The following is a 20332-nucleotide window of genomic DNA, read 5'->3' as shown; positions in this document are numbered from 1 at the left end:
CGCAGTGGGCCCTCACCCCTGGCTCCCTCTCCCAAAGCTGGGAGAGGGGGAAGAGAACGCCGTAGGTGCGGCTCGCAGCCGCACGTTCTCGGCGAATCGCAAGATTCTGGGTGAATCAAGAAAGCGCAGCTACGAGCTGCGCCTACGCGGGTCGCCGAATCATTTGTTGAATTCTATCAAGCTTCCTAGAAGCTCGTATTTTACGAGGAAATTTCATCCAATTACATAACGCCTTGGAGAGAGCGAAAATAGAAAGCGAAACGCGGAATGGAAACATTGGACACGATGCTGGCGGTTCGGTTGCATGGCCCGCGCGACCTGCGCGTGGAGCGCATACCCCGACCCAATCCTCCGGGGCCGGGACAGGCGCTCCTGCGAATCACGGCGGTGGGCGTATGCGGGAGCGACCTGCACACCTATCAAGACGCGCGCATCGGCGACACCGTGGTGGAGACGCCGCTAGTTTTGGGACACGAATTTGCCGCCGTAGTGGAGGCGGTCGGCCCGGAGAGCTACGACGGCAATTTTCAGCCGCTCCGGCCAGGGACGCGCGTGGCGGTCGATCCGGCGCAGCCGTGCGGCCGCTGTGAGATGTGCGAGCAGGGGCACCCCAATCTCTGTCATCGGCTACACTTCTGCGGCACTTATCCCGACCCCGGCAGCCTTAGCGAGTACATGCTCATGCCTGCGCACTCGTGCTTTCCCATCCCGGATGCAATGGACGACGCCAGTGCAGCGCTGCTGGAGCCGCTTGGCATCGCCATCCATGCCGTTGACCTGGCCAAAGTGCGCGTGGCGGACAGCGCCGTGATCCTCGGTGCAGGGCCGATCGGGCTGTACATCCTGCAGGTGATGCGACTGGCGGGCGCCGATCCCATCTACGTGATCGATCAATTCCCTTGGCGGCTGGCGCTGGCGGCGCGCTACGGCGGCGTTCCGATCAACTTCAGAGAAACGGACCCCGTGGCGGCGGTCAAGGAGGCGACCGTTGGCCGCGGCGTCGACATCGCCATCGAAGCGGCGTGGGCGGATCATTCGATCCAGTGGGCGGCCGAGATGGCGCGACTGGGCGGACGGCTCGTGCTCGTCGGCATTCCTGGGCCGGATAAACTGGAGATGAAACACTCCACCGCCCGACGCAAGGGGCTGACCATTCGCCTTTCGCGGCGCATGAAGCATGTCTATCCGCGCGCCATCAAATTGTGGACGAGCGGCGCCGTTGACCTAACCGGCGTCGTCTCGCATCGCTTCCCGCTTGAACGCACGCCGGAAGCCTACGCGTTGAACGAACAATACGCCGACAATGTCGTGAAGATTGTCATCGACGTTTCACAATCGACCTGACGCTGAGCCGATTATAACTTAAGGGAGTGAAAAATCGTCCCAGATTAAAAGGTTTTACGCTGCTTGACAACGCTTCAATGATTGATTAGAGTAACAATGCAACAAAATTGCAAATCCTGCACGAATATTCACAAAGAAACGGAAAAATCCATATGTCTGTGCTTAGAAATGATGGCCGCGCGTTGATCGTAGCGATGGATCACGCCCGCACGCACGGCGTGATCGAAGGGCTGGAAGATCCCGGCAGGGTGCTGGAGACGGTGATTGAGGCGGGCGCCGACGGCGTCATGACCACCTTCGGCGTCATGAAGAAGTATCGCAATCTGATCGCCGGCCGCGTGCCGGTGACGCTGCGTCTGGACGGCGGTCCCAGCCTTTATCGCGAAGATTGGCTGGCTTACACCGAATGGGAGCTGTTGCATTCGGTCGAGGATGCGCTGATGCTGGGCGCCAGTGCAGTGGTGCTGATGGCTTTCATCGGCATTCCGGTCGAGCTGAAAACGCTCCAGATCGTCGCCTCGGTGGCGAGCGAGTGTATGCAGGCCAACCTGCCGCTATTGGTCGAAGCGCTGCCTTGTCCCAGCCCTCGCATTCCCGACGCCAAAGATTCGCTGGCGATGGCGTCGGCGGCGCGGCTGGCTTTCGAGCATGGCGCCGACTACATTAAGACGTACTACACCGGCTCGCCGGAAAGTTTCCGCACCGTGATCGAGAACTGCCCGGTTCCCTGTTTGATCGCTGGTGGGCCGCGCATGAACACGGTTGAAGAGACGTTGGAAGTCGTCGCCGGCGCGATGGCTGCAGGCGCCAGCGGCGTCGTCTTCGGTCGCAACATCTGGCAACACAACAACCCGGCCGGCATGGTGCGCGCCTTGCAGCGCGTCATCCACGGCGGCGCCAGCGTGGCCGAGGCGATGCAGGAGCTGGGATAAACAGCGCATTGATGGATGCCGAGGAGGGAGTTTCTCGGGGCATCCATCAATGGCTGCGTCCACACTTCCGTGAAAAGTCATACGTCGCATGAGGCTTTGGCGCTGAACAAGCGGAAGCGCAGATGAAACGAAAGGAGGCGTCTATCGAGCCAAACACGAAAGCATAGGTTGAAGGAGTGCGTCGCACTGAGTGTCTACAATTCAAATTTGTCGGACTACCACAAAAAAGGAGTGTGAGACCTATGCGCAAAGTTTTCTTTCCTCTCATTCCCATTTTGGTGATTGCAGCGATGGTGTTGACGGCGTGCCCTGCGCCGGCCCCTACGACGGCTCCTGCGCCGACGACGGGCGAGGCCGAAGGTGAAACGTATGCAACGGTGGTCGAGGCCGGCGAGCTGGTTCCTCCCGTTGTGGCCCAACCCTGCGAAGGCGACGCCTGTTTCTGCCGGGACAAGACGGTCACCGTGATCGTCAACACCGCCGGCGAGAAAGGCCCGATCTCCGGCCCCTTCTATGAAGTGCGCGATGAATTCGAGAAGGCGACCGGCGCCAAGCTCGAGATCGTCGAAGTGCCCTTCGCCGAACACTTCCCCAAGCTGCTCACCGACCTGACCACAGGCACCGGCCAATATGACACGTCGATCGCGGGCGCGTGGTGGCTCGGCGACCTGGTGGGCGGCGACTACATCCTGCCGCTCGACGACTATTACAACGACACGACCGGCAAGTATCCAAAGTGGGATGTCGAGGATGTGCAGCCCGGCCCGCGCGACCTGCTCTTCTATGATGAGAAGCTGTACATGGTCGCCAACGATCATGACGGTCAGGTGATGTATTATCGCCGCGACCTGATCGAGGATCCTGAGCATCAGGCCGCCTTCAAAGCGCAATACGGCTACGATCTGAAGGTGCCGGACACCATCCAGGAGTTCCGCGACGTTGCGGAGTACTTCAACGGCAAAGACCTCAACGGCGATGGCACGCCCGATAACGGCCTGACCATGCACCTCAAGGTCGGCGGTCAGGGCATGTTCCACTTCATGTCCTTCTCGGCGCCCTTCGTCATCGGGCCGGACAATCCCAAGCTCTACTGGTTCGATCCGGAGACGATGCAGCCGCTCATGGACAGCCCTGGCCATCAGGCTGCGATGGAGGCGTTGGTCGACCTGATCCAGTTTGGCCCCGAGGCCATGATGGGTTGGAGCCTCGGTGAGTCATGGGATCACTTCCTGCGCGGTCAGGCGGCGCTGACCTTCACGTGGGGCGACCTCGGCGCGCTGGCGCAGCAGGAGGGCAGCCAGGTCAAGGGCAAGACCGGCGCCGCGCCGATGCCCGGCACCACGCAGTACTACGACATCACCAGCGGGCAGTGGAAGCAGGTGGAGGGCGTCAACAAGGTCGGCAACACCACCGGCGGTTCGTGGGCAGGCGTCATCTCCAAGTTCTCCGACGCGCCGGACTGCACCTACTTCCTGCTGGCGTTGATGGCGCATCCTGAAAAGTCCAAGGTTTACGCCTACCGCGGCTGGGATGGCGTGGATCCGGGCCGCTTCAGCCACTACCTGCCGCCGGCCGGCACCAACACCATCGACGGCTATGTGGCCGCCGGCTGGGACCCGGGCGACGCCGAATCCTACACCTTCGCCTATTACGAGAACTTCGGCTCGGAGCTGATGTTCCCCTACCTGCGCATCCCGGGCACCTTTGAGTACTGGACTGCGCTGGACATCCACCTCTCCGAGGCGGCGACGGGGCAGAAGACCGCCGCCGAAGCGCTCAAGGCGACAGTGGACGACTTCAACGCCATCACCGACCGCCTGGGTCGCGACCTCCAGCGCGAGATCTATGTGAAGTCTCTCGGCCTCGAGTAACGCCAACAGGTCGAGGGGCAACCCCGTCTGGAAATGGCTTGAGGATGCGGAGCAGCGCTCCGCATCCTCGCAAATCGCCGTCACAGGCTGTTTCAAAATGAACGGAGTGTCAACCTATGGCCGCATCGGAGACGCCTGCGCGTCCGCGCCGAACGGACCCAACCAAATTTTTCTTTATCATGCCAGCGGTGATCTGGGTCTTGCTCTTTACGATTTTCCCGCTGTTATACGCACTTTATACGAGCTTTTTTAGTTTTCGCTTTGGGCGAATTAATCAATTTGTCGGCTTCGGCAATTATCTACGTCTGTTCACCGACGCTAACCTGCACAATGGCCTGCGCGTGACGCTGACTTTTGTCATCGTCACCGTCACCGTGCAGATGTTGCTCGGCTTTGCGCTGGCGCTTTTGCTCAACCGGGAAATGCGCGGCAAAAGCGTGTTGCGCGCCATCATGGTGCTGCCGCTTTTCGCCACGCCGGTGGCGGTGGGATATTTGAGCATCACGCTTTTTTACGAAATCAACGGCCCCATCAACGAGCTGCTGCGGGCGTTGGGCGGCGCAGGCATCCCCTGGCTTTCCAACCCTTTCTGGGCGTTGGTAGCGGTGATCATCATCGACATCTGGCAGTGGACGCCCTTTGTTTTCCTGGTTTCGTTGGCGGCGTTGCAAGGACTGCCGGCCGACCTCTACGAAGCCGCTGAAGTGGACGGCGCCTCTGCGTGGCAGAGTTTTCGCAGCATCACGCTGCCGTTGATGACGCCGATCCTCTGGCTAATCTTGTTGTTGCGTCTGGTCGAGGCCTTTAAGGTGTTCGACATTCCCACCAGTCTGACGCTCGGCGGCCCGGGGCGGGCCACAGAGGTCTACAGCCTGTTCACCTATCGCACGGCGCTGCGCTTTTTCGACCACGGCTACGCCGCCGCGCAGGGATTCCTGTTGCTGTTCATCGTCAGCCTGATCGTCGCCCTGCTCTTTGGGCGCATTCGCAGCATCTATCAGGAAGAGAGGAGCTAAACTATGCGGCGCAGAACTTCACCGGTGCAAGCAATCCTGATCGGCGGCGTGATGGTGGTGGCGCTGCTGTGGGTGCTCTTCCCCTTCTATTGGGCGTTCGTTAATTCGATCAAAAAGCCGGCCGACACTTTCCGATCAGGCGCGTGGGTGCCTTTCCTGCAATTTCAGCCCACGCTTGAACACTGGGTCTCGGAGCTGGCGATCCTTGAAATCCGCCAGGCGCTTATAAACAGCACCATCATTGCCCTGGGCGCCGCCACGCTCGCCGTGCTGCTCGGCACGCTGGCTGCCTACGCGCTGGCGCGCTTTCGTTTTGGCAAAAGCGGCAACGCTAACCTGACCACCTGGTTCATTTCGCAGCGCATTCTTCCTCCGGTGGTGGTGGTGATCCCGTTCTTTTTGATCATGCGACAGCTGCAGCTGCTCGACAACGTCTTTTCGCTGGTGCTGCTCAACGCCACCTTCACGCTGCCCTTCCCGGTGATCATCCTCAGCCAGATGATCCGCGAGCTGCCCCAGGAGCTGGAAGAAGCGGCGCTGGTCGACGGCGCCAACGTCTCTCAAGCGTTCACCCGCGTGGTGTTGCCGCTGATCCTGCCCGGGCTGGTGGCGACCTGGATCATCTGTATGGCCTTCAGCTGGAACGAGTTCCTCTTCGCCCTGTCGCTGACGACCAACCGCGCCATCCCGATGCCGGTGATTATCGCCGGCGCCGAGCACACGCGCGGGGTGCAGTTCTGGTTTGTGGGCGTGCGCGTGCTGCTCACCATGCTGCCGCCGATCGTCTTCGCCCTGCTGGCGCAGCGCTACATCATCCGCGGCCTCACCCTCGGCGCAGTGAAAGGATAGTCCCATGGCGGCCGAGCCATTGCTGGTCGGCGTCGACTTCGGCACCTCGCATATCAAGGCCATCGCCTTCACGCCGGAGGGACGGATCGTCGCCCATGCCAGCGCGCCCACGCCTACGGTCTATCCGCAGCCGGGGTGGGCGTATTATGACCCCGACGCCGTCTGGTCGCAGACGGCGTCGGCGCTGCGCACAATGACTGCGCAGCTCGACGACCCGCGCCGTGTAGCGGCGGTGGCGGTCGCCAGCGTAGGCGAGGCGGGGACGCCCATCGACGCTGCGGGTCAGCCCACCTATCCGATGATCGCCTGGTTCGACACGCGCACGAAGGAGCAGGCCGAGCAACTGCGCCGTCGCTTCGGCGCCGACGAAATCTTTCGACGCAGCGGCGTGTCGCTGCAGCCGATCTTTACGCTCTGCAAAATTCTCTGGCTCCAGCAACACGAGCCAGAGGCGCTGGCGCGCACGGTGCGCTGGCTCAATGCCGCCGACTATCTGACTTTTCGACTGTGCGGCGTGGCGGCCTCCGAATTTTCGCTCGCCTCGCGCACGCTGATGCTGGACATCGAGCGCCTGCGTTGGAACGTCGAGCTGGTGGAAGAGGTCGGGCTGAACCCCGCGCTGTTGCCCCCTCTGCTGCCGAGCGGGACGAAGCTGGGCGCCGTGCTGCCCGACGTCGCCGCACAGACCGGCCTCCCTGCCCACGCCGTCGTGACGACCGGCGGCCATGACCACGTCTGCGGCGCCATGGCGCTGGGCGTGATGCGTCCGGGCGCCGTGCTCGATTCGCTGGGCACGGCGGAGGCGATCTTTCTCGCCACGGACAAGGTGCTCAAGGACCCGGAAGTGGGGCGCCGCGGTTATGCACAGGGCGTGCATGTCAGCGGCGGCTATTACATCCTGGGCGGGCTATACACCTCCGGCGCATGCATCGAATGGTTCCGCGAGAACATCGGCGCAGGGCTGGACTATGAGGCGCTGGCCGAGGAAGGAGCAGCCGTCTCGCCGGGGAGCCTGGGCGTCTATTTCCTGCCCCATTTGCGCACGGCCAACCCCGGCTACGACGATCCCTATTCGCGAGCGACCTTTGTCGGGTTAACCTTCGACGCTCGACGCGGCGCGCTCTATCGGGCGCTATTGGAAGGGCTGGCGTATGAAGCGCGCTATTCTCTCGATACGCTGCTGCCCTACCTGAGCGACACGCGCATCGAACGCATCGTGGCGACCGGCGGGGGCACGCGCAATCCCCTGTTGATGCGCATTAAAGCCAGTGTCTACAACCATCCGCTGCGCGTCGTCAGCATCGACGAGGCGACGGCTTTGGGCGCAGCTATGCTTGCCGGCCTCGGCGCGGGCGTCTACGCCGACGTCGGCGCCGCCGTGCAGTCAGTTCGCTACACCACGGCCCTCGTGGAGCCGGAGCCAACTGCGGCGGCCTTCTACGCGAAGGCGTATGAGCGAGTTTATCGGGAGCTGTACCCGTCCGTGCGCACTATCCATCGTGTGATTGGGACTTTAGAAGAGTAGATGATGCATCGACACCCTTCCATCATCGTTGCAGGCCACATCTGCGTGGACATCATCCCGGCGTGGACGCAGGCGGTCGAGTCGATCGCTGCGATCTTCCGGCCTGGACGACTCACCGAGGTCGGGCCCGCGCTGGTTTCGACCGGCGGAGCGGTCTCGAACACCGGCATTGCGCTGCATCGCCTGGGCGTCCCTGTGCGGTTGATGGGCAAGATCGGCCCGGACCTCTTTGGCCGCGCCATTCTCGACGTGGTGCGCAGCTACGACGAGGCGCTCACCGAAGGCATGATCGTCGATCCGGAGGCGGACTCCTCCTATACGCTGGTGATCAACCCGCCGGGTGTGGACCGCATCTTCCTGCACTGCCCCGGCGCTAACAACACCTTCAGCGCCGGCGACGTGGATTTGGAGAAGGTGCGCGGGGCTAAAATCTTTCACTTCGGCTATCCGCCCATCATGCGGCGCATGTATCTCGACGACGGCGCCGAGCTGGCGGCGCTGCTGCAGGCCGTGCGCACCCTGGGTGTGACGACCTCGTTGGATCTGGCCCAGCCCGATCCGAACTCGGAGGCTGGCCGCATCGATTGGCGGAAGCTGCTTGCGCGCGTCTTGCCCCACGTGGACATCATTGCGCCGAGCCTTGACGAGACAATCTACATGCTCGACCGTCCGCTCTTCGACGCCATCCAACATGGGGAAGCGCCGCACATGCCGGACGCCGAGCTGTTGCGCCGCCTCGCCGAAGAGCTGCTCAAGATGGGAGCGGCGGTGGTTGCACTCAAACTGGGCGATTTGGGGCTTTATCTGCGCACGACAGACGACGTCGGTCGCATTGCGGCGGCGGGGGCGGCCTTCGCCTCGCCGCGCGCAGGGTGGATCGGGCGGGAGCTGTTGACTCCCTGCTTCGTCGCCAACCTGGCGGGCACAACCGGCTCCGGCGACTGCACGATTGCGGGGCTGCTCACCAGCTTGCTATACGGTCGCACCGCCGAGGAGGCGATCCTGGATGCAACTGCCGTCGGCGCCGCCAGCGTCGAAAGCCCAGACGCCACCGGCGGCGTGCCCACCTGGGAGGCGGTGCAGGCGCGACGCGCGGCCGGCTGGCCCAAACATCCGCTGCGCATCGACGCCAGCGGCTGGCGACCCGACGCCATGCGCCAGGTGTGGCGCAGCCCGCTCGACGCCGAGTGGGAGGAGGGCGCATGAGCGAATGCCTGCTGGGCATCGACCTGGGCACTTCGGCGGTGAAGGCGCTGCTGACGACGCTGAACGGCGCGGTCGTCGCCTCGGCCTCCGCTGAGTATCCGATCGAACAGCCTCAACCGGATCGCGCCGAACAAGCGCCGGACATGTGGCTCCGCGCCGTGGCGGGCGCAGTGCGCGCGGTGTTGGCGCAAGCGCCGCAAAACCGGATCGTCGCCATCGGTCTCTCCGGTCAGATGCATGGAACCGTGTTGCTCGGCGCCGACCATCGACCGTTGGCGCCGGCCGTCATCTGGCCCGATCGCCGCAGCGTAGAAGAGGTCCAGGAGATCACCGAACGGATCGGCGCGCAGCGGCTCTACGCCATCACCGGCAGCCCGATAGCCACCGGCTTTCAGGCGGCCACCGTGCGCTGGTTTCAACGCCATGCGCCGGAACTTTGGCGTCAGGTGCAGAGGATCCTGCTGCCCAAAGATTATCTGCGCTTCTGGCTGACCGGCGTCTTTGCGACCGACCCAAGCGACGCCGCCGGCGCCTTGCTCTTCGACGAGGTGCGCCGCGACTGGTCTGACGAGCTGCTCGCTCTTTTGGAAATTCGGCGCAGCCAGCTCCCGCCTGTGCAACCTTCGGCCTCGATCTGTGGCCGTCTCTGTGAGGAAGCGGCGCAAGCGCTCGGCCTGCCCGCCGGTCTCCCTGTGGCCACCGGCGCGGCGGATACGGCGTGCAGCCTGCTCGGCGCTGGCGTCGTGCGCAGCGATCAGCTTTTGATGACGATCAGCACGGGCGGCCAGCTCGCGCAGCCTTGTGAAAGTGTGCGCATCGACGCGCAGGGGCGCATCCACACCTTTTGCAGCGCGCTGGAGCCCGGCGAAGGCCGCGCCGGCTGGTACCAGATGGGCGCCATGCTCGCCGCAGGATTGGCGCTGCACTGGCTGCGCGAGCAACTTTATGACGATCCGACAAGCGTTTCCTACGACCGGATGATGGCGCTTGCGTCCGAGGCGCCGCCCGGCGCAGACGGCTTGCTCTTTCTGCCTTATCTCGTCGGCGAGCGCACGCCCTATATGGACCCGACGGCGCGTGGGGTCTTTTTCGGCCTGACGTTGAGCCATCGGCGCAGCCACCTGATTCGCGCCGTCGTCGAGGGCGTCACGCTGGCGGCGTGCAACGCCTATGGCGTGCTGCGTGAGTTGGGGGCCTCTCCTCGCCAGATCGTGCTGGCGGGGGGCGGCGCGCGCAGTCGCTTCTGGCAGCAAGTGGTGGCGGATGTCTTCGGGGCGCCTGTGCAGGCGTTGCGCACGGCGGAGCAGTCGGCCGCAGGCGCGTGCATTCTGGCCGGCGCTGCGCTCGGCGCCTTCGACGCGGTGGAGGCTGCGCACGCGTGGGCGCACTACGCCGACCCGGTGCAGCCGGACGGCGAACGGCATCGCTTCTATCAAGAACGGCTGAGGGCGTTTCGGGCGCTTTATCAACGCAATGCAGGACATTTTGTGTGATGAACATCTATACAGTTTCCGTCAATCCGGCCATCGACCTCTTTCTGGATGTGCCGGAGATTGTCTTCGATGAGGTGCTGCGGGCGACGGCGGTGCGGCGGGTGTGGGCCGGCAAAGGCTTCAACGTTTCGCGTGCGTTGCAGCGCCTGGGCGGAAAGAGCACCGCTTTGGGCTTTGTCGGCGGCTATGCAGGCATGGCGATCCGCGCCGGCCTGGAGGCCGAAGGCATTGCGACGGATTTTGTGACCGTCGAGGAAGAGACGCGCACTAACGTCATGATCGTGGACCTCCGCGTGGGCCGGCACATCAAGGTGAACCAGACCGGCGCGCCGGTCTCCGCGGCTGCGCAAGAGAAGTTTCGCGCCTGCGTGCGCCGTCATCTCAAGCCCGGCGATCTCTGGGTGCTGACGGGCAGCCTGGCGCCCGGACTTTCGACGGACTTCTACGCCGAGCTGATCGAACTGCTTCACGCCGGCGGCGCATGGGCGGCGCTCGACACCAGCGGCGCCGCCTTGCGGGCGGGCTGTGCGGCGCGTCCGGAGCTGGTGAAGCCCAATGTAGCTGAGGCGTACGACCTCACCGGAGAGCGGGTGACGTCGATGGAGGATGCATGTCGCGCCGTGGCCGCCTTTCATGCAGCGGGCGCGCGGCGCGTGGCGCTTTCGATGGGCGCGCAAGGGTTGCTGTATAGCGACGGCGAAACCCTTGTGCATGCAGCGCCGCCGCCGGTGCGCGTGCGCACGGCGGTGGGTGCAGGCGATGCGCTGCTGGGTGGGTTGGTTTGGGCGCTTGCGCAGGGAATGCCGTCCATCGAGGTGGCGCGTTGGGGCGCGGCGACCGGCGCTGTTTACGTCCAGGACGACAGCCTTCCTTTCGACGCGCAGCCCGTCGTACGCCAAATGATCGAGCGTCTGCAAATCACGGTGCTGAAACCGTAGACTGGACAAGCAGGAATGGTTGTCCCGTTCGGAATTGCACAGCCCTCGGGATCGGCGTTGTCCAGCCTGCGTTTCATCGGTTTATCGAGCGATTTTTCAGAAAGGAGGCGCCTATCGGACGATGAAGGGGAGGGACGGGCTGCACTTTCGCCGGCGCAGCCCGTCCCTCTACGTGACGGCCTACAGCCGTGATGAAGGAAGATGTCAAGAGGTCAAAGAGGAGCGCACTTTGACAGAATTTCGGTTTTATGGTATCAATATTTATATACTGCGGTTATGCACAAAGCTATGCATGAAGCCGCTAACTTTTGTTGAACAATCAATGCAACTTAACAAGTTCAAATTCAGAGCAACTGCGTCGTCGCTGTCGGTGGAAACCGGCAGAGGAACTTCCCGACTCCCACCCGGTTCGACCGGGAAGATTGCCCCACGAAACAGCAAGTGGGGGCGCAAGGTTGGAAACGACCTTGCGACTACAACCGCAACAGAGAGGAGTCCCGCCGGCGCTGCGAATGCGCCTGGTAAGGGGTGAAACGGTGGGGTAAGAGCCCACCAGCGGCGGCAGCAATGTCGTCGGCTGGGCGAGCGTGCAATCGGGAGCAAGGCAAGTGGGTTCGGCGGTCGCAAGGCTGGCTGAATCTTGCTGCAGCGGTGCGGGTGAAGTCAGGCAACACCTGGCAGGCCACAAACCGCCACATCGTCGATAGAAGCGATGTGAGACAGATGACGGCGGAGCAGACGTTGCGAAGCGATTCCAGCGTCTGTGGACAGAATCGGGGGTACAAAGTTGCTCTGAATTTGCATAGACACGACCGGTGAGGTATACTTTCCAGAGTTAGCGGCGGCGATGCCGACGTGGCGGAATTGGCAGACGCGATAGACTTAGGATCTATTACCGCTAAGGTGTGGAGGTTCGAGTCCTCTCGTCGGCACCACGGTTCAGCCAGGTTGCGGGCCCGTGGCCTAGCGGGAAGGCGTCTCCTTTGCAAGGAGAAGATCGTCGGTTCGAATCCGACCGGGTCCACCTTTTGAATCGTCGTCACAACGGGAACGCCGCAACCGCCGGTTGACAGAGCTGTACGATAACATGATGCGGGCGTAGTTCAGTGGTAGAACGTCTCCTTGCCAAGGAGAAGGTCGTGAGTTCGAATCTCATCGCCCGCTCTCGAAGGGTCGGCTCGCAGGCCGACCCTTTTCCTGAAAAAGCATAGTGCGCCGAGGTAGCTCAGTCGGTAGAGCACAGCACTGAAAATGCTGGTGTCCCCAGTTCAAGTCTGGGCCTCGGCACCTGGCAACGCCCCGGTGGGGGATCGTCTAACGGCAGGACTACGGACTTTGGATCCGTCAATCGGGGTTCGAATCCCTGTCCCCCAGCCAGCTTCGGGGCAGGGAGACCTGCCCCGAATAAAAACTTATGTTTTGTGCATGGCGGCCATAGTTCAGCGGTAGAACACCAGATTGTGGCTCTGGGTGTCGTGGGTTCAATCCCCACTGGTCGCCCCAGCAAATCAAAAAGAAAAAGCCTCGGCGTCGCCGAGGCTTTTTCTTTTGTGCGTCCGGTAGCACCTAGAGGGTATATCCCTGAGGTGATGCTACCGGACACAGACTAAAACGCGTACTGTCCATGCACATCACCTCCTTGTTGTGGGATAGCGTCGTCAGGCTGGGTCTCGGCGTTTCGTTGTCTTCACGGAACACCTTCACCTAGCTGCGCAGCAGTATCCCATATCGCCGATCTTTTGTCAAATGCCATTGCGAAGGCGTTCAGCGCAGGTAGCGCAAAAAGTAGCTCGCCAGGCCAAGGAACAAGAAAAAACCGCCGACATCGGTGAACGTTGTGACAAAAATGCTGGAAGCCAGTGCCGGATCGGCGCGCAGCAGCTTGAGCACCATGGGCACCGTCACCCCCGCCAACGCAGCGACGAACAGGTTGCCTGTCATGGCCAGGCCGATCACCACCCCCAGATACGGATTGCCTTTCCAAAACCAGGCGATGAGCGCCACCAAAATGCCAAGCGCAACGCCGTTGATGATCCCCACGCGCGCCTCATGCCAGATGGCCCAGAAGGTGTCCCTTGGCTCGATCTCTTTTAAGGCCAAAGAACGCACGATGATGGTCATGGTCTGCGTGCCGGCGTTGCCGCCCTGCCCGGCTACAACGGGCATGAAGGCCGCCAACACTGCAGCCTGCGCGATGGTGCCTTCAAAGAGAGCGACGACGCTGGAGGCCAGAAAGGCGGTGCCGAGGTTGACGATGAGCCAGGGCAGTCGATTGCGCACCGATTCCGGGATCGGGCTGTAGATCTCTGAGTCAGGGCTCATCTGCGCCAACTTGTACATGTCTTCGGTGGCTTCCTCTTCGATCACGTCGACCACATCATCGATCGTGACGACTCCGATCAGGCGCCGTTCGTTGTCCACGACCGGCAGTGCGACGAGATCGTAACGTTGCAGAATTTGGGCGACCTCCTCCTGATCGGCGTCGGCGTGAACCCAGATCACCTTGCGATTCATGATCTCTTCGATGGTCTGCTCAGGCTCGGCAAGAATGAGCGCCTTTAAGCTCACCAGACCGATCAGGCGGCCGTAGCGGTCGAGGACATACAGATAATAGAAATCTTCTTCCTGGGCGTAATGCTGCTTGATGAAGCAAAGCGCCTCCGCCACCGTCCAGAAACGGCGTAAGGAGGGCGGCGGCGCCGTCATGATGCCGCCCGCCGTGTCCGGCGCATAGTTCATCAAGGAGGCGACATCCGCCGGTTCTTCCATCTGTTCCAGCACTTCGGCGGCCTGCTCTGGCTCCAACTCTCCTAACAGGTCGGCGGCCATATCGGGCTCCATCTCGTCGAGCACCTCGGCCAGCTCCTCGACGTCGAGATGCTGGGCCACGTCGGCCATGTCCTCCTCGTCGAGTTGCTCAAAGACCTCGGCCAGTTCCGTTACATGAAGGTGCTCGATAATGGCTGCCTGCTGTTCTGGCTCTAATTCAGATAACAATTCCGCTCTGTCGGCCGGATGGAGGGTGCGCAGATACGCCACTGCGCTTTCCAGGTCGTTGTTCTCCAGATAGGCGTTGAGTCGCTCCAGTGCATCGCTCAGTTCGATTGGCTCGACCATAAGACCCCACCTCCACGAAAAATTCTATTGCTGTAATCCATTGCTGTAAGTTGTCATGAGGCGCAGAGGTGGACGAACGGAGAAGCCGGCTTGTCAGGAAAAGAAAAAACCGCCTGACACAAGCGATTGTGCAGGCGGTTCGGCGACAGCAAAGCAGGTGAATCGCGGCGGGCGCTCTCCCGCCGGCTCATTTTCAGGGAGGGGGCGCCGCCGTCGTTCGTTTCGACTGCCTGGACTGCCGGCGCCGCCAGTTTTCCGGGCGTCCACCGGTCGCGCAACGACGGTCTATATTCGCTATGCAGCGGCGAGTTGCGCCGCTTTTGTCTGGTTTGACAGCCTGGGCGCCTGTAAGACGCTGATGCAGCCAACGTGAACCAGGGTCTGCGTCGGGCGCACTACTGTCCGGATCGATTTGCACTTGCAACGATCCCGAAGAAGGGTGTTCGCGACTCATCTTTTTCTCTGAAAACCGGAGCATCTCCATGCCTGAACGAGTTCGCCGATCAGACGATCTCGATTGAGCGCAACAGGCGTCTTCAGAAATGCGCCGGGCCACTCAAACAGGCAAAGCATAACACCCGATGCATCCTCTGTCAAAATAGGGCGTCCGGCCAGCCCATCACGGCCTCAGCCGCCATGCTCCAGCCAGGCGATCTCCTCGGGAGAGAGCGTGATGTCCAGAGCAGCGGCGTTGGCGGCGAACTCGGCGCCATTGGCGCATCCCACCAGCGGATAGACCGGAAAGGGCTGCGCCAGGACGTACGCCATGGCGATCTGCGGCAGCGTTGCGTTGCGCTGCTCGGCGAGCCGGCGGGCGCGCTCCAGCCGCGCAAAATTCTCCGGATAGCAATAGCTCTGGACGCACAGTCGGTCGAGATAGGTGGTGAAGGAATCGAGGTTGTCCGGACGAAAACGGCCGCTGAAAAAGCCGCCGGCCAGGCTGGACCACGCCAACACCGGCATCTTTGTCTGCGCGTAGAATGCGCGCGCCTCGGCGTTGGCGTCTCCGGTCAGGGTGACGCAATTGGCCCACGGTTCCTTGAACTGAATCGCCAGGCTGAAGTGAGGGCTGGAGACGGCGAAGGGCGTCAGGTTGTGCGCAGCCGCATATTCGTTGGCTTCCTGCAGCCTGCGGTGACTCCAGTTTGATCCTCCGAAAGCGTGGATGCGACCTGCAGCCAGGTGTTCGTTGAGCACTTCGACGATCGGGCCGACAGGAACGCTTGGATCGTCGCGATGGAGGAGATAGAGATCGATATAGTCGGTGCGCAGGCGCGCCAGCGAGTCGAACAGATCGGAGGTGATATCGAAGGGCGTCACGCGGGCGCGATCCTGGTTGTGGTGCGCGCCTTTGGTGATGACGACGACCTGATCGCGCACCCCGCGCGCCTCGATCCAGCGCCCCAGGGTGCGTTCGCAGTCGCCGTTGCCGTAGCCGTGGGCAGTGTCGAAGGTGTTGCCGCCCAAGGCCAGGATGTCATCGAGCAGCTTGAAGCTGTAGTCCATTTTGTCGGAGCCGATCATCACCGTGCCCTGAATCAGGCGGGCGACCGGTTTGGCGACGCCGGGAATTTCACCGTACTGCATGGTTAAACCTCGTTCATGTTGAAAAAATGCGACGGAATCAAAGACCAAACGAAATCATATCATAACTATAAAGAAAGGAGGCGGTGCATGCACCGCCCCCTTTCTTTTACGCCAGGAACGTCCGAGATCGAAGCCAGGATGCGCGAGGCTTCACCGCTGCGTCACTTCGCCGTTGAAGCAAGCAATGTTGTCGCCCTGGAAGATTTCCGGGCTGCAAAGGAAGGCGCAATTGCTCCACGCGCCTCGTCTTGCGCCGACAGCCTGGAAGGTGATGACGCGGACTTCGCCAGGCGCGCCTGGGGTTGAACTGACGCGCAGCTCCGTCCCTGCGGTGGGCAACACCCCTTGGCCATTGTAATAGTAGTTCTGACCGCTGTTGCCGAATTCATTTTCGGCGCCTACGGTCAGGAACCCTCCGTCGCCATCGTTGACGTTGCCATAGGTGAAGGTGATGTCCTCGACGGTTCCCAGCCGAATCCAGACCTGGAAGGAGTTGGGGCGGCCGGAGCCATATTCACGCACATTCTCCCAGTCGGAGACCAGCCACTGTCTGACTCCATCTGTGAGAATGGCGATGCGCATGGCGCCGCCTGCGGCCGGATTCAGATCGGTCCAATAGGGCGCCAGCACATTGTTGGGCCTGGCTGGGTCCGGAAGCCTTTGGTTGATAAACTGCACATCCGCTCCTGCGCCGCCGCCTACGACGACGTAGCCGTTGCTCACGAGGCCAACGCGCGTCCAGGATTTGCCGCCGAAGGTGAAAGCCGGGACATTGAAGTTGGAGATCGTCTCATCGCCTACGCCGGCGATGGGGGCCACGCCGAACAAGGAGAGCGGCAAGTAGCCGGCCGGCGAGTCATCGGTCGCTGCGATGGTCACGATCGGCGGCTGCGCGCCGGCGAGATTGCCCTGGAAGACAACGCCGTTGCCCCACACCGTGGCGTTCACCACCGTCTGCGGATCGAGGCTCAGCTGCGGCGGAAGTTGATCGAAGAAGTCGACCGCCGCCGTCTGGAACGAGGTGTTGCGGAGCGTAATCGTGCAGGTGGTGCGCGCGCCGCGCGGGAAGACGGCGGGATTGCACTGTTTGGAGACGTTGACGGCAGGCTCGCCGCGCACCAGCGTGACAGGGAAGCGCAACACCCGATTCTCTTGCACAAACTCTATGGTTGCAAAACGCACCTGCCCCAGCGGCACGTAGCGGGCGTCCACCGTGATGTCGAACGTAACCGACTGGCCGGGGTTGATGCGGATCTGCTTTGGAACCACAATGCTCACATCCGGCGGAGCGGAGACGTTCACCCTCCAGGTGCGAGGGCGGGGATCGACGCTGCGCACGGTGCGCTGCACCGTGATCTTGCCCGGCATATTGGGCAGGTAGAGGCTGGGGTAGTTGGCGTTCCACAGCGCGTTTTGCAACGCCATATAATTGGCCGCCGTCTCATCGAAGGTGAGACCAGGATTCATGGCGGCGGCTACGTCGACGCGGCCCGAGCCGGCGTCAAAGGCGTTGATCGGGGTGACGCCATCTTCCTTGACGACGCCGGCGACCCTGGCCGTCGTCATGATCGCCGACTTGATCTGCCCTGGCGTCCAGTCCGGATGCAGATGTTTCAGAAGCGCGGCGACGCCGGCGATGTGCGGGCTGGACATCGAGGTGCCGCTGAGGAAGTTGAAGAGCGGCGTGGACGCGCCGTATTGCAGACCGGTGTAGCCGGCCAGAATGTTCACGCCCGGCGCAGTGATGTCCGGTTTGCTGACGCCCAACGTCTGGCCGGTTCCGCCGCGCGAGCTGAATCCGGCCATCACATCTCCCTGCACCACGCCCGGCGCGCCGTCGGTGAAGGTGGCGGTCACGCCGGCGTTGTTGGCGAGGAAGTCAAGCAGCTGGGCGCCTTCCCCTGCCTCGAGATGGACGGTGGGGATCGAGTGAAGGTCGGTGTTCGTGCCCTGCGGCGTCGGGTTGTACAGCAACATGCCGACTGCGCCGCCGGCGGCCACGTTGGCGCTCTTTTCCACGCGCGGGTTGACGCCGCGGCGACAGACGACAATCTGGCCGGCGAACGACCCAGGCGCGGCGGGCGTCTGGCAGAGCGGATCGGCGCTGTTGATAACGACGGGCGCCGGCGTGCTGACGCCGGCGGTTAAACTGGCGCCGACCAGGGAGAGCGTCGCCCCTCCTGCGCTGTAGAGGGTGACCGTGCTCAGGAAGCTGCGGTCTGAGGTGCTGGCGGCCACGGTGGTGACCCACGGCCCTCTGTGGTTCACCGTGTTTGCGGTCGGGCCGCTGTTGCCGGCGGAGGCTGCGACGAAAACGCCGTTGGCGTAGGCCTGCAGGAACGCCTGGGAGACGACGTCTGTATAGGGATTGGCGCCGCCGCTGATAGAGAAGTTGAGCACATCGACGCCGTCCCGGATCGCCTGCTCGATGGCGGCCGCCGAATCGCTGAGGAAGCAGCCCTGCTGTCCGCAGACTTTGTAGGCGATGATGTGGGCGCGCGGCGCTATGCCGGAGATCAGTCCCAGGTCGCGGCCGAGAAGCGACACGGTCACGCCGCCGTTGCCCGCCGCCGTCGAAGCCGTATGCGTGCCGTGGCCGTCGTCATCGCGCGCCGAGTTGAATTCATTCGGCGTTTGGCCAATCACAAGCCGATAGGTGTCGAGGAACTTATACGCACCGATCAACTTGTTGTTGCAGGTGAAGGGCGCGTCATTGGGGTTCCAGGCCGTGTTGCCGAAATCACAGGCGTATGGGCCGCCATGAGGCGCAGGGTAAGGCTTGCCGCTCGGATCGGGGTCAGAAAAAGCCGGATTCTCCGGCCAGACGCCGCTGTCCAGGATGCCGACGACGACGCCTTCGCCGGCGTTGCTCTGTCCACCGAGCGCGGCCCAAGCCACAGTCGCGCCGATGAACTCCGGCGTGCGATAGGTGTCGAGCTGGCGAAGCTCATCCAGATAGACTGCTTTCACGCCGGGAGCGTTGGCAACCTGACCGATATTGGCTTCCGGCAACACCATGGAGGCGCCGTTGAAAATCCTGGTGTACCGATGAACAATTTGTCCCTGACCGGCTGCAGCTGCGGCGGCCGGATCGGCGCCTTCATCCATCACGACGATCACGCTGGCGAGACGGAACCGATCGGGCGGCAACTGCGCGCTGGCGCTGACTTCTGCTTTCTCAACCGTCTCGATCGAGTCGGCGGCCGGAGCGGCGCCGAGCCCGAGCGGCCCGGCCGGCGTGGGCGTCTGCGCAACGTCGCTCTGACCGCCGGAGGAAACCGCCGGCAAGAAAATATGATGACTGGGCTCTGACGGAGATAGAGGGGCGTCTTGCGCTGAAACAGGGACAATGTTCGAGACAAGAAGCCCAAGGACGAGAAAACTGATGAGGATGGTTCTGAGTTTTCGGGACATACGGTGATCTCCTTTGACACCTGTGGCCGAGAAAGTGAATGATGGGTGAAGTGTATTCGTTGTAACTTTGCAGCTCACCTCCTTTGCCGATGTGGCCGTTGTCCGCTCATAGGAGCGCTGATCGATTGAATGAGGAACGAAGTGTCAAGAGAGGCGGGGAAATCGTCTGATTATATCTCATTGCTGCGTCCGCTTTCAATCCGTCCAAGCTTACAATTTTTATCGAAATGGAGGTTGTACGAGCTAAACACACTTTGCCAGGAAAAGCCTGAAGCAGCCCGGAAAGATGTGTTCTACGATCCCCCAACCGTATCACCTTATTTTTTGAACATTTGCACTTCTTCCCACTAATCACGAAACAGGGACGCGGAACGTTTCCCGGCCGCTTTTCGTCCCCTTTACGAGGAAAGGTTGAATCGTTGCAGCCAGAGGATCTCAATCGATTGAAAAGGGCAAACGCATATGATGAAAGAGCACTCGTTCATTTTGCTGATCGGCGTTGCGGCGCTGCTGGCGTTCGCCGGTTGCACCCCTCCTCCCGCGGAGGAGCCGAAGACGCCCATGGAACAGGAGGCGCCCCCACCTTCGCCGTTGGAGGCGCCGGCGTCGCCGCTCTCACCGCTGCTGACGCCGCTTGCAGAATATCCGGCGCCCTCTGGCGGCGTCACCGGCGAAGCGCCCGCCGACCTGCTGGAGGCCATTCTGGCGGACGCAGCCGGCCGCACCGGCCTCGAACGCAACGCCCTGGTTGTATTGCAGGATGAAGCAGTCGTCTGGTCGGATGGCTCGCTCGGTTGCCCGGAGCCGGACATGATGTACACCCAGGCCCTTGTGGAGGGCTATCACATCATCGTTCAGGCGGGCGACCATCAACTGGACTATCGAGCGAGCCGCAGCGGATTTTTCAAGCTGTGTGAGAATCCACTGCCCGCAGGAGCAGGGCGAGTATCGGAGCCGGCGCCTGATCAGTAGCGCCTGAGCCGCATTTCCCGAGTCACACGTAGCTGCGGCTCGTAGCCACAGTTCCCGGCCCACGCGTA

At 62.3% G+C, this 20332-nt stretch carries 14 protein-coding genes, 6 tRNA genes and 1 other RNA gene; 18 read left to right on the top strand and 3 right to left on the bottom strand.

Features of this window, described 5'->3' with window-relative positions; genetic code table 11:
- The first annotated feature begins 267 nt into the window (after window positions 1-267).
- The 16 genes from Q0367_RS15795 (at window position 268) to Q0367_RS15720 (ending at window position 12677) form a co-directional block, all read left to right on the top strand.
- The gene (locus tag Q0367_RS15795) at window positions 268-1344 is read left to right on the top strand and encodes a zinc-binding dehydrogenase (RefSeq protein WP_297638409.1); all 1077 of its coding nucleotides are present in this window, start codon (window positions 268-270) and stop codon (window positions 1342-1344) included.
- 152 nt (window positions 1345-1496) lie between these two features.
- Window positions 1497-2276, top strand: coding sequence for a class I fructose-bisphosphate aldolase (locus tag Q0367_RS15790; protein ID WP_297638412.1), 780 nt, complete (start codon window positions 1497-1499; stop codon window positions 2274-2276).
- 242 nt (window positions 2277-2518) lie between these two features.
- On the top strand, window positions 2519-4147 hold the full coding sequence (locus Q0367_RS15785) for an extracellular solute-binding protein (RefSeq protein WP_297638415.1): 1629 nt from the start codon (window positions 2519-2521) through the stop codon (window positions 4145-4147).
- A 116-nt stretch (window positions 4148-4263) separates the two neighbouring features.
- Entirely contained in the window at window positions 4264-5163 is a 900-nt protein-coding gene (locus Q0367_RS15780; protein ID WP_297638418.1) for a carbohydrate ABC transporter permease, read from the top strand.
- 3 nt (window positions 5164-5166) lie between these two features.
- Complete coding sequence (locus tag Q0367_RS15775; protein WP_297638421.1) at window positions 5167-6012, top strand: carbohydrate ABC transporter permease; 846 nt, start codon at window positions 5167-5169, stop codon at window positions 6010-6012.
- Between the two features lie 4 nt (window positions 6013-6016).
- Entirely contained in the window at window positions 6017-7537 is a 1521-nt protein-coding gene (locus Q0367_RS15770) for an L-fuculokinase (RefSeq protein WP_298983410.1), read from the top strand.
- Window positions 7538-8743: a carbohydrate kinase family protein gene (locus tag Q0367_RS15765; RefSeq protein WP_298983407.1), complete on the top strand. Its 1206-nt coding sequence runs from the start codon at window positions 7538-7540 to the stop codon at window positions 8741-8743.
- Window positions 8740-10236, top strand: coding sequence for a xylulokinase (gene xylB, locus Q0367_RS15760; protein WP_298983405.1), 1497 nt, complete (start codon window positions 8740-8742; stop codon window positions 10234-10236). Before Q0367_RS15765 ends, xylB begins: the two co-directional genes overlap by 4 nt.
- On the top strand, window positions 10236-11174 hold the full coding sequence (locus Q0367_RS15755; RefSeq protein ID WP_298983403.1) for a 1-phosphofructokinase family hexose kinase: 939 nt from the start codon (window positions 10236-10238) through the stop codon (window positions 11172-11174). The genes xylB and Q0367_RS15755 overlap by 1 nt, the downstream gene beginning before the upstream one ends.
- A gap of 345 nt (window positions 11175-11519) precedes the next feature.
- Window positions 11520-11973: RNase P RNA component class A (rnpB, locus tag Q0367_RS15750), an RNA gene on the top strand.
- Window positions 11974-12023: 50 nt separating this feature from the next.
- A tRNA-Leu gene (locus Q0367_RS15745) sits at window positions 12024-12109 on the top strand.
- A gap of 17 nt (window positions 12110-12126) precedes the next feature.
- Window positions 12127-12198, top strand: a tRNA-Ala gene (locus Q0367_RS15740).
- A gap of 68 nt (window positions 12199-12266) precedes the next feature.
- A tRNA-Gly gene (locus Q0367_RS15735) sits at window positions 12267-12338 on the top strand.
- Window positions 12339-12388: 50 nt separating this feature from the next.
- Window positions 12389-12461, top strand: a tRNA-Phe gene (locus Q0367_RS15730).
- A 16-nt stretch (window positions 12462-12477) separates the two neighbouring features.
- Window positions 12478-12551 (top strand) — tRNA-Gln (locus Q0367_RS15725).
- A gap of 51 nt (window positions 12552-12602) precedes the next feature.
- Window positions 12603-12677 (top strand) — tRNA-His (locus Q0367_RS15720).
- Window positions 12678-12938: 261 nt separating this feature from the next.
- Here Q0367_RS15720 and mgtE read toward each other — a convergent pair.
- Window positions 12939-14291 carry a magnesium transporter gene (gene mgtE / locus Q0367_RS15715; RefSeq protein ID WP_297638433.1) on the bottom strand — a complete coding sequence of 451 codons (1353 nt, stop codon included), beginning with the start codon at window positions 14289-14291 and terminating at the stop codon, window positions 12939-12941.
- Between the two features lie 157 nt (window positions 14292-14448).
- Here mgtE and Q0367_RS15710 point away from each other — a divergent pair, with 157 nt between their 5' ends.
- Window positions 14449-14664 (top strand): hypothetical protein, encoded by a 216-nt coding sequence (locus Q0367_RS15710; protein ID WP_298983401.1) that lies wholly within the window; start codon window positions 14449-14451, stop codon window positions 14662-14664.
- Between the two features lie 254 nt (window positions 14665-14918).
- Here Q0367_RS15710 and Q0367_RS15705 read toward each other — a convergent pair whose 3' ends face one another.
- Together Q0367_RS15705 and Q0367_RS15700 are read right to left on the bottom strand one after the other, a co-directional pair.
- Window positions 14919-15878, bottom strand: a complete 960-nt coding sequence (locus Q0367_RS15705) for an aldo/keto reductase (protein WP_298983399.1) — start codon at window positions 15876-15878, stop codon at window positions 14919-14921.
- 150 nt (window positions 15879-16028) lie between these two features.
- Window positions 16029-19292 (bottom strand): S8 family peptidase, encoded by a 3264-nt coding sequence (locus Q0367_RS15700; RefSeq protein WP_298983397.1) that lies wholly within the window; start codon window positions 19290-19292, stop codon window positions 16029-16031.
- Between the two features lie 462 nt (window positions 19293-19754).
- Between Q0367_RS15700 and Q0367_RS15695 the strand changes: the two genes are divergently transcribed.
- A complete protein-coding gene (locus Q0367_RS15695; RefSeq protein ID WP_298983395.1) occupies window positions 19755-20264 on the top strand; it encodes a hypothetical protein in 510 nt (169 codons plus the stop codon).
- The last annotated feature ends 68 nt before the right edge of the window (window positions 20265-20332 follow it).

The organism is uncultured Caldilinea sp. (assembly GCF_937128415.1).
Classification (GTDB): domain Bacteria; phylum Chloroflexota; class Anaerolineae; order Caldilineales; family Caldilineaceae; genus Caldilinea.
The sequence above is the reverse complement of the archived record's forward strand: the minus strand, read 5'-3'. Positions and strand labels throughout refer to the sequence as shown.